This window comes from Bacillus tequilensis (assembly GCF_012225885.1).
Lineage (GTDB): Bacteria > Bacillota > Bacilli > Bacillales > Bacillaceae > Bacillus > Bacillus tequilensis.
The window spans coordinates 800,216-814,905 of the sequence record NZ_CP048852.1 but is presented as its reverse complement, the minus strand read 5'-3'; the positions used below and the strand labels follow the sequence as shown (position 1 = coordinate 814,905).

Genomic DNA, 14,690 nt, shown 5'->3' with positions numbered 1-14,690 from the left:
TCACCCAGTCTTTGACAATGATCGACGTATTTATTTCCTCGGAAATCTTTTCACTGCTTCATTCTTCTGCATCGTTTGTCTGAATGGCTGTTTTCGGAAGAAAATCAATTGAATATTTGACATAACCGAAACCGCCGTCCCCGTCCTTCTCCATACAGTCTATCGTGCCGTTTGAGTATGTATATCCCTTTTCATTTAGCGTTTTTCTAACCATTTCGGCCAGCTGTTCGGCATCTGTTTTAGATTCTCCGCTGGCATCTAACTGAATCGTCATGCTCATAGGCGCTTTTTCGGCCAGCTGTTTGTTCCATTTTGTATCTAATGTGAACTGGCCCTTTTCAATGCTGATAGCAGCGTCAGCTTTTATAACTTGCGGAACCGCTTTTTTCAGATCGGCTTCGATTTCCTTTGATGCTTCTTGGTTTAGATATTTTGCTACTGATTCGGTATACGCTTCTTCAATGCCATCGCAGGTGACCTTAGGATGAAGATACCCCTTCGTACACATTGGATAACGATGAGATTGGGTGTTTGCTTGGAACACATATTCAGAGGTTTTAACGTCATATACCCCATCTGTGATCTTGATGTCCTTTTTGGGGTAAGTTTGTTTCACATAAGAAATAAGCTTCTGCTCTGCGGTATTTTTCGCAAGTGGATCACCGAACCATACATGATAGATATATAGTCCGCAACCGAATACCGCAATGACAAGCGCAATCCAATCACAAGTTTTTTCATGTTCACTCTCTTTTCTTCAGATGTACGTGCTGCAATTCATGCTTTTCTTCAACCGCCCGGTTCAGCGCTTGAAGCATGTAGCCAATGCCTTTGTACGATGACAGCGGCCAGCTGATTCGCTGATGCTCTCCGATGACCGCGTTTAGGACGCTTCGGTATTTTTTCCCGCCAAGCATGACAAGCTCTTCGATGTCAGAAAAGCCTTTGTCATGAAATTGACGGCACAGCTCGTCCGCTGCCATGATGTCTGAATGAGCGGTTCCAAAAGTGACATCGTAATTTTCGGGAACGATATCATCTGGACGCAGGAACCCATGCTTCGCCGACAAAATCACCCACTCATCGAAAAATGCTTTCGCATAACGCTCGCACGCCTGATGAAACGGGCTGAGATAAGCGTCTTCCGCTCTTACCGGCCCTTTATCTGGATGGATGTCCCATATTTTTTTCTTGCCGCAGGGGATGATGCATAGTCGTTTCATTTTTTTCTCCTTCATGATGTATCTTCTATCAATGTACCATTTTTCTCCTGTTTCTGCATGAATAAACAATAAAAGAGAGATCGTCCGCTCCAGCGTCTAGACACTTTTCAGCAGACCAGAAAACCTTGGCGAATCTATAAATTGATTCTCCGAAAAGAGAAGGAAGATAACTTCAAGAAAAGACAGGCTGGTTAAATTCTGCACACAAAAAAGACCTGGAAATCATACCGAAATCCAGGTTGGATGAGGAATTGTTTATTTCACTGCTGTTACTCTGCCCCATCAAGATACTTTCTCTCAAAGTCATCAAGCAATGCACGCACTTCATCTGTTGACTTTGTGTTCATGCATTGATTTCGTAATTCACCTGCTCCTCGGAATCCGCGGAGATAAATTTTGAAAAAGCGAGGAAGAGGCTTGTATGCTCTAGCTTCTTCTTTTGAATATTCATCATGAAGATCCAGATGCAGTCTCAAAAGATCAAGCAATTCTTTACTGCTGTGCTCTTTCGGCTCCTTTTCAAAGGCGAAAGGATTGGTAAAAATGCCGCGCCCTATCATAATGCCATCAACACCGTATTGTTCAGCAAGTTTCAAACCGGTTTGGCGGTCAGGAATATCACCGTTTATTGTCAAAAGTGTATCTGGTGCCACCTCATCACGAAGTTTCTTAATCTCTGGGATGAGTTCCCAATGCGCATCTACTTTACTCATTTCCGCTCTTGTACGCAGATGAATGGAAAGATTCGCAATGTCTTGCTTCAATATGTGTGTCAGCCAGCCGCGCCATTCGTCTATATCCGTGTAGCCAAGCCTGGTTTTCACACTTACTGGCAGTCCTCCTGCTTTCGCTGCTTGAATTAATTCGGCTGCAACTTCAGGACGGCAAATCAGGCCGCTTCCTTTTCCATTCCCCGCCACATTAGGCACAGGGCAGCCCATATTGATATCTAGGCCTTTAAATCCTAACTCTGCCATGCCAATGCTCATTTTACGAAAGTTTTCAGGCTTATCTCCCCAAATATGAGCAACCATTGGCTGTTCATCCTCTGTAAAAGTCAAACGGCCGCGCACACTATCCTTCCCATCTGGGTGACAATAGCTTTCCGAGTTTGTAAACTCTGTAAAAAACACATCCGGTCTGCCAGCTTCACTCACGACATGGCGGAACACAACATCTGTCACATCTTCCATCGGTGCCAGTACAAAAAAAGGCCGTGGCAGTTCACGCCAGAAATTATCTATCATAACCAATTCAAATCCTTTCAATATGGATACAAGACTAAATATTATTCCAAAATGAAAAAGCAAAATGTTCTTTTACACTTATAGCATGCTGAAGCCCTTCTTATCAAACGATAGTGAATTTTGAACATTGAAACCTTAACTATGTTAACAAAAAGCAACTTGGATCATAGGGATACAGGTTTCTATTGTATGTCCCGGAAAATTTCTTATCAATAGCTGGGGTTCTGTTCATGCCTATATAAAAGACAACAGGCCGCCACTGTGCATGAAAAAGACCCGGAAATCGGCGATGTGCATTTTGCCGAAATCCAGATCTGATTAGGAATCATTTTTTTAATGAGACGATTTTAATACAAGCTTCGCCACAGCTTCCACATGGGCCGTCTGCGGAAACATATCCACAGGCTGAATATATTCGACGCGGTAGTCCTTCGACAGTGCCTGCAAATCTTTCGCAAGTGTGGATGGATTGCAGGAAACGTAGACAAAGCGTTTCGGTTTGACTTTTTTGATCGTGTCCAGGAATGTGCTGTCACAGCCGGTTCTTGGCGGGTCAACGATGACGACGTCCGGACGGAAGCCTTCTTTCGTCCATTTCGGGAGCCAGTGCTCGGCTGTTCCTGTTTCGTATGTGGCATTTGCCATGCCGTGTTTTTTAGCGTTTTTCTTGGCATCATCAATTGATTCCTTGATGACGTCCATGCCGCGGACTTCCTTTGCTCCGTCCGCTACCCACATGCCGATCGTGCCGACGCCGCAATACGCGTCAACAACTTTTTCTTTTCCTGTCAGCTGCGTCGCTTTTTTCACTTCGTCATACAGCTTGACGGTTTGCTCCGGATTGAGCTGGAAGAAGGCGCGTGCGCTCAGTTCAAAGGATACGTCGCCGAGCACCTCTTGGATCACTGTTTTTCCGGCAAGCGGCTTTGATTTTTCACCGAAAATGACTGAGGTTTTCGCTCCGTTTACATTTTGGATAATGGACTTGACCTCTGGCAGGCGCTTTTGGATCGCTTTGACGATTTCTTCCTTGTGAGGAAGGGTTTCTTTTGCGGTTACAAGCACGACCTGCACTTCTCCTGTTTCAAAGCCGACTCTCGTCACAATCGTGCGAACGTCGCCTTTTCGTTTTCTTTCATTATAAACAGACACATTGAAGTCCTCTAAAATGCGGCGGACAATGCCTGTTGTTTTGTTTGTTGCCGGATGCTGGACGACACAGTCTTTAATCGGCACGATGTCATGGGATTCAAGGCCGTATAAGCCGGCGATGATGCTGCCGCTTTGCGAGCGACCGATTTGGAATTGGCTTTTGTTGCGATAATTCCACGGGTTATCCATGCCGATTGTTTCTTTGATTTCCATGTTTTCCACTTTAAACTTCGTATGGCGCTCAAGAGACTGGATGACGATGTCGCGTTTTTCCCGAAGCTGTTGACTGTATGCAAGGTGCTGAAGCTGACAGCCGCCGCACTGTTCGTATACAGGACAAGGCGGTGTTACGCGATGCTCCGACGCCTTGCGGATCTTCTTGATGCGGCCCTCCGAAAACTTCGGCTGAACCTTTGTGGCTTGGACAACAACCTCCTCACCGGGAAGCGCGCCGGGCACAAAAACGACTTTTTTCTTAAAGTAGCCGACACCTTCGCCGTTAATGCCGAGACGCTTAATCGTCAGCGGAAAGGTTTGTCCGACTTTCAGTTCGACGGGCGCCTGTTTCTTTTGTTGGTTCACGTTGTTCTCTCCGTTTCTATATGAAGCTTTCTGCAGATGGCAGAAAGTGAAATGTTTTTTTCACATCTTTCTAGTATAACACGCTTATCTGGATTCCTTCATATTTTTCAAAAACATTTCCAATTTTACTCAATAATCGTTCAAGACAGCCGATACAGTTTATGACTATTACATAAAAGAGGGATAAAATGAAGAAATTTCTAACCGCTGTCTGCGCATTAGGATTATTATTCAGCGCGGCAGGATGCGGAAACGACAACAGTGCGGCTTCTGCAAAAACAGAAAAAACAGCAGAAGACGAAAGCAAAAATCTAGATTTGCTGAAAAAGGACTTTAACAGTATCACCAAAGAAGATTGGAAAAAAATCCACATTTCCAAAAAGGATTTGAACGGCGCGTTTGAAAAAATGACAGAAACCAATTCCGATGGAGAAAAAGTGGTTAAAAAAGTGGAAATAAAAAACAATACCGTGGTTATCACTTTTAACAACTCAGACGGAAAATCGATGGAAAACGGTCTCTTGGCAATTCTCTTTGATCAGTTTCTTCGTGCATTGTATAAGCATTCCTCTTATTATGAAGGAAGTGAACCGACCATTCGATTTGTTGATTTGGACAACCAGCTGGTTCAGGAAAGCAATAAACCATTGGATAGCGACAATGAAACAGATGGTTCAAGCCAAAACAGCGGAAAAAAAATCTTGACCAAGCCTGGTGAAACATCCACTGAGGACAATGGAGAAATTGTTACATTAGACAAAATTGCCGATGTTCAGAAACAAGCAGCAATGAAGCCCTTAACGATTACTGTCGATCAAGTCAAATTACTGGCGCGTACCAATATCAGCCCTTACCAGCTGAAGCTCTTTAAAAGAATGACAGATCAAAAAGTGTCTGAACCGCTCCGGTACATTCAAATCACTTATAAAGCAGAAAATACAGGAGACACACAAGTTGATTGGCAGGGTATTGAATCAGTAGAAACAGATGACGGGCAAAAGCTGAAAGTTGCTGATAATAATATCTTGAAGGACAATGAGCACGTTTTCGCTCCGCACACAGAAAACGAAGGTGTAATAGGAGCTGTATACAGCGGCAAAGCGGAAGATATTCATCAATTAAAAATTGCGTTTTCCCCTGTTAAAAGTGCCGATTCAGGCCAAAGCATCACAGTGAAGCTCGATTAATCACAGCGGCTGCCGAAAAGGCAGCCGTTTTCTATTCAATACTCCTCCATAAATACAGAGACGCATAGCTCAAATAAGGCTCCCACCCCTTGCTCATCGCCAGCATGACATCCTTTGCAGGCTTGTCGTCCAGCTGAAAATGGCGCTTGATTGCGTTTTGAAGACCGATATCGGCAAGCGGGAATAAATTTGGGCGGCCAAGGCCGAACATAAGGACGTTTTGCACGGTCCACGGGCCGATGCCCCTGATTTTGATCAATTTCTTCATGATGCCTTCATCCGTCATATGCGGCAGCTCTGATAGGTCGAGTGTGCCTTCTGCAATCATCCTTGATGTATCAATGGCGTATTCCGCTTTTCGCATGCTGAATTGCAGATCGCGCAAATCCTGATAATCGAGTTCCGCAATCGTTTCCGGCTTAGGATAGCACCACACGCCGTCCTTCTGCTCGCCAAACGTATGGACAAACCGTTCTGTCAGCGTGTAAGCGAAGGAAATATTGAGCTGCTGGTGGATGATGCATTTCATCATGCAGTTGTACAAACTGTAGTCTAATACAAGCGGCGTGCCGGCATGTTCTTCAAAAATGGCGGACAGGCTCGTTTTCGAAAAATGGTCGAGAACGTGCTGTAAATCATTTTCCCATTGAAAAATCCGTTTGATCTCCTTCATCATTTCTTCCTGATCTGTTTCCCCGCTGACGAGGAACTCGGGCTCATCGACATGTCCTACCGCCTGTACCTTTACAATACATACGTCTCCCGCTTGGTTTCTGATCGGCACGCGAATGTTCCGCGCTTCTCTATCTGCCGCATTGAGGGGGTCTAAAGACAGTCTGTCCAGTACGCGGTCAAAGTGATACGGAGGTGTGACGGATATGTTTTCCTTCCACATGAAATTCACCCTTTTTTCCGTTTTTTGTTCAGTATAACACGCCGCTGGAAATAGGCAGAGAACACCGTATACTTTTCTCAAAAAGGCCCCATGATATAATGTCAGGTGGGGGGTTGTCTATGATCAACATTACCGCAATAACAACAGAGCATCAGCTGCTGAAAAATATACCGATCGAACGAGTGGAACAGCCTGATATCGCATGGTACTGGGTTGATTTTTACGGCCCGGAGGATACGGAAACGGCGTTATTGAGAGATTTTTTTCATTTTCACCCGCTTGCCATTGAGGATTGCTTCCAGCATATGCAGCGGCCAAAGCTTGACCATTATGACGGCTATCGCTTTTACGTCATTCACGCGCTGAATCATGAAACGCTTGCAACGGAGGAAGTCGATATTTTTCAAGGCGAAAAATTTGTCGTTACCTTTCATTTGCACGAAACGCCCGGTATTGCCAAAGTCCGAGAGCGTTTATATTCTTCACCGGACATATTGAAAAAAGGCCCCGGGCATATTTCTTATATGATCATGGATCAGCTGGTCGATGAATATTTTCCCCTCGTTTACAAAATTGAAGACCGGCTGAACGAAATTGAAGAAAGCCGTCCTCACAAAACGTATGGAACGCTGATGAATGAGGTGTTTGAACTCAGGACAGATCTTTTGCATCTGAGACGGACGATCATTCCGATGCGTGATTTGCTCTATCGGATTTTAAGCCTAGACCATGTGAAAGAGCAGCGGGAAACGAAAGCCTACTTCAGCGACATATACGATCACTTGTTAAAATTGTCTGAGATTGTGGAATCCAATCGTGACATGACGTCCGACTTGCGCGACAGCTACGTGACACTGAACTCAAACCGCATGAACGCGATTATGATGACATTGACGATCGTTTCGACCATTTTCATCCCGCTCACTTTTATTGCCGGTGTATACGGCATGAACTTCGACAACATGCCGGAGCTTCACTGGGAATACGGGTATTTCGCCGTGCTCGGCCTGATGGCTGCGCTTGTGATTGGCATGCTGATGTGGTTTGTACATAAAGGATGGTTCAATATATTTAAATGAGGACAGCAGAAAGCTGTTCTTTTTATGTTGGCAAGCACATTCCCATGCATACGATGTTCATTTTGTTTATAATGGAAAAAACGTTCAGGGAGTGATCACATTGAAAATTGCTGTCATCGGACTTGGCAATATGGGACAGCCTATTGCCAGAAACGTGCTTCAGGCAGGCTACAATTTGACTGTATATAATCGGACGAAACAAAAGACGGAAGAACTTGTATCAGAAGGAGCACAGGCAGCTGATACGCCGCGCCAGGCGGCAAAGACCGCTGATATTGTCATCACGATGCTTTCAGATGACGATTCTGTCAGCGCCGTGACCTTCGGAGAGAACGGGCTGATTGAAGGATTGGCAGAGAACGGCATTCACATCTCGATGAGCACGATCAGTGTTGAATTCTCAGAAAAACTCGCTGCGGCTCATGCAGAGAAAGGACAATTCTTTCTCGCCGCTCCCGTCCTTGGCAGACCGGATGCCGCCGCAAAAGCCGCGCTTCGCATCATAACAGCCGGACCGGCGGAAGCGAAGCAAACCGCCAAGCCTCTTCTTGACAGCTTGAGCCAGCAGGTATTTGACGTCGGCGAAGAAAGCAAGACGGCAAATGCGGCCAAAATCAGCATCAATTTCTTGCTCGTGTCCATGCTGGAAGCGTTATCTGAATCCTTCTTAATGATGGAAAAGTACGGCTTAGAACAAAAACAATTTTTAGAAATCGCCAGCGCGCTCTTTGGCTCTCCAGTCTATCAAAATTACGGAACCATCATGGCTGAGCAGACATTTGAGCCGGCCGGCTTCAAAATGTCTTTAGGGCTGAAGGATACCAATCTGGCACTCGCCGCCGCAAAGCAGGTTTCTGCAAATCTCCCTCTTGCCGAGCTGGCTAAGAGCCATTTTGAAAGCGGGCTCGAACAAGGCTTTGGAGATCTTGATTGGGCCGCGCTGATTAAATGTATTAAATAATAAAAGGAGCCTCTCCTTTTTTAGGAGTGACCCCTGTCAGGTAGACAGTGTTAAAAAGGCACTAAGCAGCCTGAGTCCTGTATTGATATGAGCTCAGGTTGTTTAACTTCTTTTGGAATCGTTGATGGTTGTAAAAATGAATATATTTACATACTGCTAACCCATCCCATCATTGAGATGAAGATCAACAATTTTTTTCTTAAAGTGAATATCTAAGTTTTCCTTATTTTCCTTATAAAAAAATCCCCTCCATAGGTCTACTATGAGGGGGATCATATCATATGAGAAGGGCATTTTGGGCGAGGGTATTACTTTTACCTTCCTCTATAAAAGATCTATCATACTATTTTTTAGTAAAAACAAAAGAATAGTATCCATCAGCTTCTCCAGTTTTCAACTTAATTGCTGATCTTCCGTAGGCTGATTTGCTACTGATTTTACCATGCATTGTAGAATACTGCGTTAAGGTACCTGTAGACTTTCTTTTGTATGGTTTAAAAGCTATATATCCTGATTGACCTTTTTTTATTGTAAAGGAATATGTACTAGAACTAGATTTTGCTGACGTAAAATTAAAACTAGCACCATAGTTTATAGCTTTAATTTCAGATGAAGCATTAACACTGTAAGACTTAGATACAGTAGCTTGCCATTGTTTATCTACTCTACACGATGATGAAGTACACTTAATTGATGCTGAAACTTTAATAGGATCTCCATAATATTTAGTGGCTGATTTCTCTTTATAATGCCAAGTTCTAATATCAACGTCAGCATAGGCATTAAATTCTGGCTCGACGTTATTTTCCTCAGAAACAACAAACTCATTCTCTAAATCTTCGTTTTCTGTTGTTTTAGTCGCTTTTTCATATTCCTCTTTTGAAACAGGTACAAGACCATTTTCGGTCGCTTTGAATGGTGCAATTACTGCATTTTGTTCCTCATCATAAAATTTCTCAACATTTGAATCAGATAGATTGATAGTATTTTGCTCAGCTGCAAATCCTTTCGTAGGATTTCCAAAAATCATCAAACATACCACACAAACAGCAATCAAAAATGCAACTTTCCTTTTCATATACACCCTCCTTATTTTAATAACACATTAAAAACGTTACCAAACAAGGGTTATTTTGTAAACCGAATATAATCAATTTATACTAGGAATTAACAAATAATATATTCCTGATTTCTTATCCACATGAGGAGTTACATTATCATCTGTCTGAGTTTCAATTTTTAGATTTTTTGTTTTCTTAACTCCTGCATATAATTTATACTTTTTACCCGAATAAGACTTTACATCACCTGAAATATCAGCCTTATTATTCTTACTATCAATTACTATATCATTCCCGTTCTTTACCCACGTCACTTTTTTATCTTTCCATGCCAATGTTCCTGTTCCTATACCCATTTGTTTATTTTTTTCAAATGTATATATCACAACTTTTTCATTATCAATTTCCTTTGTTTCATCTATAAAGTCAGTAATATAAGGTGATTCTTGTTTAGCATGCTGTAAGGCTTCCTGTTCAGTATTAAATTTTTTCATTGAATCAAGAGTTTCATTATTTTTATTTTTAATAAAATAAAAGCCAACTATGAAAATAACAGAGATGGCCAATAAACAAATGATGATCTTTTTCCCTTTCATAACAATAGTCCTCCAATTCAGAAAATATGTTAGTTATTAGTATAACAATCTTAGAGTAATAAAATAAAGATCTTATCAATTTAATTACAAAATAGTCAGTCATTAACTTTCGTTACTTAAAAGTATTCTTCAAACACTAGTTAAAAGCCCCTCTCTATAAGAAGACTCAGACTGTCGAGAAAATCTCGACAACCTTTATTTTCCCCTTAAAATATCCATTTCCCTGTAATAAAATAAAAGAAAGACTGAAAAGGACGGTGTCTTTCTCATGTCCCACACAAGAAACTCTTCTCAAAACACAGCCGAATTTGTTCTGCTTGACCAACTCGTCGAAGAGGATCACCTGCTTCGAAAAATTGATCAATACATAGACTTTTCTTTCATCATTGAAAAGGTTAAACCTTACTACAGTGAAAACAAAGGCCGCCCCTCACTTGATCCGCTTATTTTATTTAAAAAGAAAAAATAGAGCGAAGCTTGCAGATTCAAAACAACTGCATGGGCTTCGCTATTGCAGATTGAGGGGAAAACGAAATGTGAGTGAACAAGTCTTCTCACAGACGCATGCCCGACAAAGCTTGTAGAAAAAACATCGTTTTTTCTACAAGCCGAAGCCTCTCCATTTCAAGAGAGGCTCTTCTCGTTATAAAGACGGCAGCTTCATTTCTTTCTCAAACATCAGATCATCAAGGCTTTTAAATGTGTAGCCGTGTTTTTTCAGGTCTGTAATCGCGTCATCGAGTGCTTCGGCATTGTCCCTTGATACGGTGTGAAGCAGGTAAATGGCTCCTGGGTGGGCCTGCTTGATCATATGATCGTAAGCGTATTTCTTCCCCTTTTGGTTGTTGATCTTCCAATCAACAAAAGCGACCGACCAGAAAACGGTTTGGTAGCCGAGGCGTTTCGTTTCTTTCAGCACGTACTCACTGAATACGCCGCGCGGCGGCCGCAAATACAGGTTGTCCTGCTTTCCCGTAATTTTGTAAACCTCTTCGTTGACTGAATCAAGCTCGTCTTGAATCTGGTCAGCTGTTTTTGTCGTCAGATCCGGATGGTGAAAGGAATGGTTGCCGATAATATGGCCTTCATCTGACATTCGTTTGATCAGCTGAGGCTGGTCCTTTACGAAATGCCCGGTGACAAAAAACGTTCCTGTTACGCGATGCTTTTTTAAGACATCAAGCACTTTTGGCGTATAGCCATTTTCATAGCCGTTATCAAACGTTAAATAAATCGTTTTTTCTTTTGTATTCCCTAAATAAAACGCGTCGTATTTTTCAATTAAACTGTTCAGCTGCTTTCCGGCATCTGGCGGCTGATGATTGACACTTCGTTTAAAGCCCCAATTGATCGGCTCATTCGTCACCGCTTCCGCTTGCGCCGCGCCTCCGGCAAACAAGACGGCGGCACAGCATATTGAACACATCCACTTCATGGCCAGCGCTCCTTCTGCATTTTTTCTTATTTTACAGATAGGGGCTTTGTTTTATACTGTTGCTTTATGCCAATATAAAAAACCGCGGCGGACGCGGTTTTATTCCCAATCTTTTTTAAAGCGTTCGTATTTGGCTTCCAGATCATCAAGCATGCTGATGAGCCTGTCTATATCCTCAACGTCGGTTGCTTCAGGGTCTAATGAATCGATGACGTTCATAAACATGTCAAGTCTGTTCTTTAAATAATCAATCTGCTGATCTTTATTGTTTACGGCGTTCCCCATTGTGTTCCTCCATTCATTTTTTATTATGGTAGCTCATTTTTTGCCGTTTTTCAATTGCTCCGCTACTTGCGAACTTGTTAAATCAGGTCTAAAATTAACTGTTGGCAGCGTTAGTATGCCCATTTATAAAGGAGTTAGATAGTCATGACACAAAACACGAAGCTGCGGCCGATTACACCCGAGTTTGACCCTTGGGAAGCCTATATGGATGTTGACCAGTATGGAGACATGCAGCTGACAAACGTTGAATTCACAACGACGACACTGTGCAATATGAGATGCGAGCATTGCGCTGTAGGCTATACATTGCAGCCTAAAGACCCGAATGCTCTGCCAATAGATCTTCTGTTAAAACGGCTGGAGGAAATTCCGCGCCTCAGATCCATCAGCATTACAGGCGGAGAGCCGATGCTTTCATTAAAATCAGTAAAGGAATATGTCGTGCCGTTATTGAAATACGCCCACGAACGCGGTGTGCGGACACAAATCAATTCCAACCTGACTCTTGATATTGAACGATACGAATGGATTATTCCGTATCTTGATGTCCTGCATATTTCTCACAACTGGGGCACAGTTGAGGATTTTGCCGAGATCGGCTTTGCCATGATGGACAGAAAACCGACCTTCGAGCAGCGCGCGCGCTATTTTGAAAAAATGATCGAAAACAGCCGCACGCTCGTGGATGCCGGGGTAATGGTATCTGCGGAAACGATGCTGAATAAACGAACACTTCCGCATATTGAGCATATTCACCGCCAAATCACAGAAGATATGAAATGTCAGCGTCACGAAGTCCATCCGATGTATCCGAGCGATTTCGCGAGCGCTCTTGATTCTCTCAGCCTCAAAGAGATGAGACAGGCCATTCACCGCTTGCTGGATATTCGTGATGAAAAGACGTGGATGCTGTTCGGAACACTGCCGTTTTATGCCTGCAGTTCGGACGAAGAGGATCAAAAGCTGCTTCGCCGGCTTCGCGCGGCGAAAAACGTCACAGTGAGAAATGACCCTGACGGCCGTTCCCGACTGAATGTGAATATTTTTGACGGAAACATTATCGTGACCGATTTTGGCGATACACCGCCGCTTGGCAATATTCAGACGGACAGCCTCCCTTCCGCCTATGAAAAATGGAGAGAGACGAAGCTTGCGAAAGAGCTGAATTGCCACTGCCCGAATGTCCGATGCCTCGGGCCGAATGTTCTTGTCAAAAACAGTTATTATCAGGATACGGATTTCACAAAACGTCAAGCCAGGAGTTAGATGTGGATGAAAGAAACACTTACGGAGATTTTCCAGAATAAAATCGTCGATATTCTCCTCGTTGCCGTTATCCTTTGGATCGGGGTTTTTATCATTAACCGGCTGGTACAGCTGTTTTTTAAACGGACGGACTTTATTGAAGAAAAAAAGGAACAAACGATTGAAAGCTTGGTCCGTTCTGTCACCCAGTATACGGCGACGATTGGTTTTATCTTTTATGTTATTTCTTTATTTGTGCATGATTTCGGCAAGATATTAGCCGGGGCGGGCGTAGCAGGTATCGTCATCGGCTTTGGCGCCCAATCTCTGATTAAGGATGTACTGGCAGGTGTGTTCTTAATTTATGAACGTCAGCTGCACAAAGGCGATTATGTCACCGTCAACAATTTGTTTAACGGGACAGTCGAGGAAATCGGCCTTCGCTCGCTGCAAATCCGGGAATGGAGCGGGAAGCTGCTTACCATCAGCAACGGTGAGGTCAGACAGATAGAAAATTATAATATCGATTTTATGAGGATCACCGAATCCTTTCTCATCAGCTTTAAAGAAGATCCCGACCGCGTGTACAGCGTATTGGAAGAGGCTTGTGACATGCTGAATGAAGAGCTTCGGGATTCATTGAAACGGGATGAATTCGGCAATCCGACAGAACCGTTTCAAATCCACGGCATCACCGCATTGAATAAAATCAACCGCGGCGTCGAATTTACGGTTAAAGGCATGGTAAGAGATGAGGATTATTTCAGAGCCAGCCTTGCTGTGAGACGGGTTCTCGTTCGCCAGCTGTACCAAAACAATGTGCAAATGCTTGAGGAAGCGGTCCGAATCGAGAGAACCCAATAAACAAAAAAACTGATTCCGAGTGGGAATCAGTTTTTTGTTTATTTTGGCAGTGAGGAAAGCTGAAAGCCATATGTGACGTGGTCTTGAACTGGAATCCAGGCGCCGATCCCCTGTGATGTTACATTTTTCACGACAAGTTTTCGTTTATTCCCTTTCAGCACTAAGTACACTTCTCCGTATGTTACTTTTCCTTTTTCATTCACTGCCGGTGCGTATGCGTTTAGATAACCGAGTTTCTTAGGTGCGACTTTATAAATTTGATCCCGTTTTGTGCCCGCTCCGACGACCGTTTCAAATGCAAGCGGAAGGTTTGTTTTTTTCATCGCTTCCATCATCATCATGCTTTTGACATCTTCAGCATTTGGAACCTTAGCCGTCAGGCCGCCCTTCACTTTGTACTGCTGTTCTTGAACATAATGCATTTCAGCTGTTTCTTTTCCGCCGCGGTTATCCGCGCGGTTTGTATTGATTTTTTTATACTCCCAATTCGCCACTGTTTCATTTGATTCATAGCCGAGCGCCCACTTCCCAAGAAATATTGTCGCCCGATAGCCCACCGCAAGCGGTGTGCCGGATATGTTAGATTCATTCAGCATTTTGATGAGATGAGGGTTTTCAATCTTCACCTCGGAATGCTCGAGCAATTCCTTCGCCAGCTTGCTCGGCTGAAGCATCGGCTGATCCTGTGAAGCGTTCGGATACGTGTTTTCCTTCGAAATGCTCGCGACAGAATTAGGAACCTTAAACTGCTTTTTCGCGTGGATGGGCTGAACGCCGAAAAAACTAAAGAATAACAACACAATAAGTGTGGAATGAAATAGCTTTTTCATCATATCACTCTTTCTATGGCATTTTCCCTTAGTCTTTTCATCCCGCTT

General features: G+C 43.3%; 14 protein-coding genes and 3 pseudogenes. 6 read left to right on the top strand and 11 right to left on the bottom strand.

Features of this window, described 5'->3' with window-relative positions:
* Window positions 1-58: 58 nt before the first annotated feature.
* From G4P54_RS04235 to rlmD, 4 genes and pseudogenes are all read right to left on the bottom strand, one after another.
* Window positions 59-741, bottom strand: a pseudogene (locus G4P54_RS04235) (YfjL-like protein).
* Between the two features lie 2 nt (window positions 742-743).
* On the bottom strand, window positions 744-1,223 hold the full coding sequence (locus G4P54_RS04230; RefSeq protein ID WP_167871876.1) for a DUF6884 domain-containing protein: 480 nt from the start codon (window positions 1,221-1,223) through the stop codon (window positions 744-746).
* Window positions 1,224-1,492: 269 nt separating this feature from the next.
* Window positions 1,493-2,470 (bottom strand): tRNA dihydrouridine synthase, encoded by a 978-nt coding sequence (locus tag G4P54_RS04225; protein ID WP_024715725.1) that lies wholly within the window; start codon window positions 2,468-2,470, stop codon window positions 1,493-1,495.
* A 333-nt stretch (window positions 2,471-2,803) separates the two neighbouring features.
* Window positions 2,804-4,204: a 23S rRNA (uracil(1939)-C(5))-methyltransferase RlmD gene (gene rlmD / locus G4P54_RS04220; RefSeq protein ID WP_167871875.1), complete on the bottom strand. Its 1,401-nt coding sequence runs from the start codon at window positions 4,202-4,204 to the stop codon at window positions 2,804-2,806.
* Between the two features lie 188 nt (window positions 4,205-4,392).
* On the opposite strand from rlmD, the gene G4P54_RS04215 reads away from it, so the two are divergent.
* On the top strand, window positions 4,393-5,391 hold the full coding sequence (locus G4P54_RS04215) for a hypothetical protein (RefSeq protein WP_167871874.1): 999 nt from the start codon (window positions 4,393-4,395) through the stop codon (window positions 5,389-5,391).
* A gap of 31 nt (window positions 5,392-5,422) precedes the next feature.
* On the opposite strand, the gene G4P54_RS04210 is transcribed toward G4P54_RS04215, so the two are convergent.
* The gene (locus G4P54_RS04210) at window positions 5,423-6,286 is read right to left on the bottom strand and encodes a DNA-3-methyladenine glycosylase family protein (protein WP_167871873.1); all 864 of its coding nucleotides are present in this window, start codon (window positions 6,284-6,286) and stop codon (window positions 5,423-5,425) included.
* 119 nt (window positions 6,287-6,405) lie between these two features.
* Between G4P54_RS04210 and corA the strand changes: the two genes are divergently transcribed.
* Complete coding sequence (gene corA, locus G4P54_RS04205; protein WP_024715729.1) at window positions 6,406-7,365, top strand: magnesium/cobalt transporter CorA; 960 nt, start codon at window positions 6,406-6,408, stop codon at window positions 7,363-7,365.
* 100 nt (window positions 7,366-7,465) lie between these two features.
* On the top strand, window positions 7,466-8,326 hold the full coding sequence (locus G4P54_RS04200; protein WP_167871872.1) for an NAD(P)-dependent oxidoreductase: 861 nt from the start codon (window positions 7,466-7,468) through the stop codon (window positions 8,324-8,326).
* Window positions 8,327-8,387: 61 nt separating this feature from the next.
* On the opposite strand, the pseudogene G4P54_RS04195 reads toward G4P54_RS04200, so the two are convergent.
* The 3 genes and pseudogenes from G4P54_RS04195 to G4P54_RS04185 form a co-directional block, all read right to left on the bottom strand.
* Window positions 8,388-8,474: pseudogene (locus G4P54_RS04195) on the bottom strand (IS3 family transposase); the annotation flags it as partial.
* Window positions 8,475-8,669: 195 nt separating this feature from the next.
* Window positions 8,670-9,404: a DUF6060 domain-containing protein gene (locus G4P54_RS04190; protein ID WP_167871871.1), complete on the bottom strand. Its 735-nt coding sequence runs from the start codon at window positions 9,402-9,404 to the stop codon at window positions 8,670-8,672.
* Between the two features lie 72 nt (window positions 9,405-9,476).
* On the bottom strand, window positions 9,477-9,983 hold the full coding sequence (locus tag G4P54_RS04185) for a hypothetical protein (protein ID WP_167871870.1): 507 nt from the start codon (window positions 9,981-9,983) through the stop codon (window positions 9,477-9,479).
* Window positions 9,984-10,251: 268 nt separating this feature from the next.
* Here G4P54_RS04185 and G4P54_RS04180 point away from each other — a divergent pair.
* Window positions 10,252-10,440, top strand: a pseudogene (locus G4P54_RS04180) (transposase); the annotation flags it as partial.
* A gap of 186 nt (window positions 10,441-10,626) precedes the next feature.
* Here G4P54_RS04180 and pdaA read toward each other — a convergent pair.
* Together pdaA and G4P54_RS04170 are read right to left on the bottom strand one after the other, a co-directional pair.
* Window positions 10,627-11,418 carry a delta-lactam-biosynthetic de-N-acetylase gene (gene pdaA, locus G4P54_RS04175; protein ID WP_167871869.1) on the bottom strand — a complete coding sequence of 264 codons (792 nt, stop codon included), beginning with the start codon at window positions 11,416-11,418 and terminating at the stop codon, window positions 10,627-10,629.
* A gap of 99 nt (window positions 11,419-11,517) precedes the next feature.
* Entirely contained in the window at window positions 11,518-11,703 is a 186-nt protein-coding gene (locus G4P54_RS04170) for an SE1561 family protein (protein WP_003223132.1), read from the bottom strand.
* 144 nt (window positions 11,704-11,847) lie between these two features.
* Here G4P54_RS04170 and yfkAB point away from each other — a divergent pair, with 144 nt between their 5' ends.
* Window positions 11,848-12,969: a radical SAM/CxCxxxxC motif protein YfkAB gene (gene yfkAB, locus G4P54_RS04165; protein WP_024715735.1), complete on the top strand. Its 1,122-nt coding sequence runs from the start codon at window positions 11,848-11,850 to the stop codon at window positions 12,967-12,969.
* The gene (gene mscC, locus G4P54_RS04160; RefSeq protein WP_081719905.1) at window positions 12,970-13,812 is read left to right on the top strand and encodes a mechanosensitive ion channel protein MscC; all 843 of its coding nucleotides are present in this window, start codon (window positions 12,970-12,972) and stop codon (window positions 13,810-13,812) included.
* A 38-nt stretch (window positions 13,813-13,850) separates the two neighbouring features.
* On the opposite strand, the gene G4P54_RS04155 is transcribed toward mscC, so the two are convergent.
* On the bottom strand, window positions 13,851-14,645 hold the full coding sequence (locus tag G4P54_RS04155; RefSeq protein ID WP_081719906.1) for a YfkD famly protein: 795 nt from the start codon (window positions 14,643-14,645) through the stop codon (window positions 13,851-13,853).
* Window positions 14,646-14,690 lie beyond the last annotated feature (45 nt).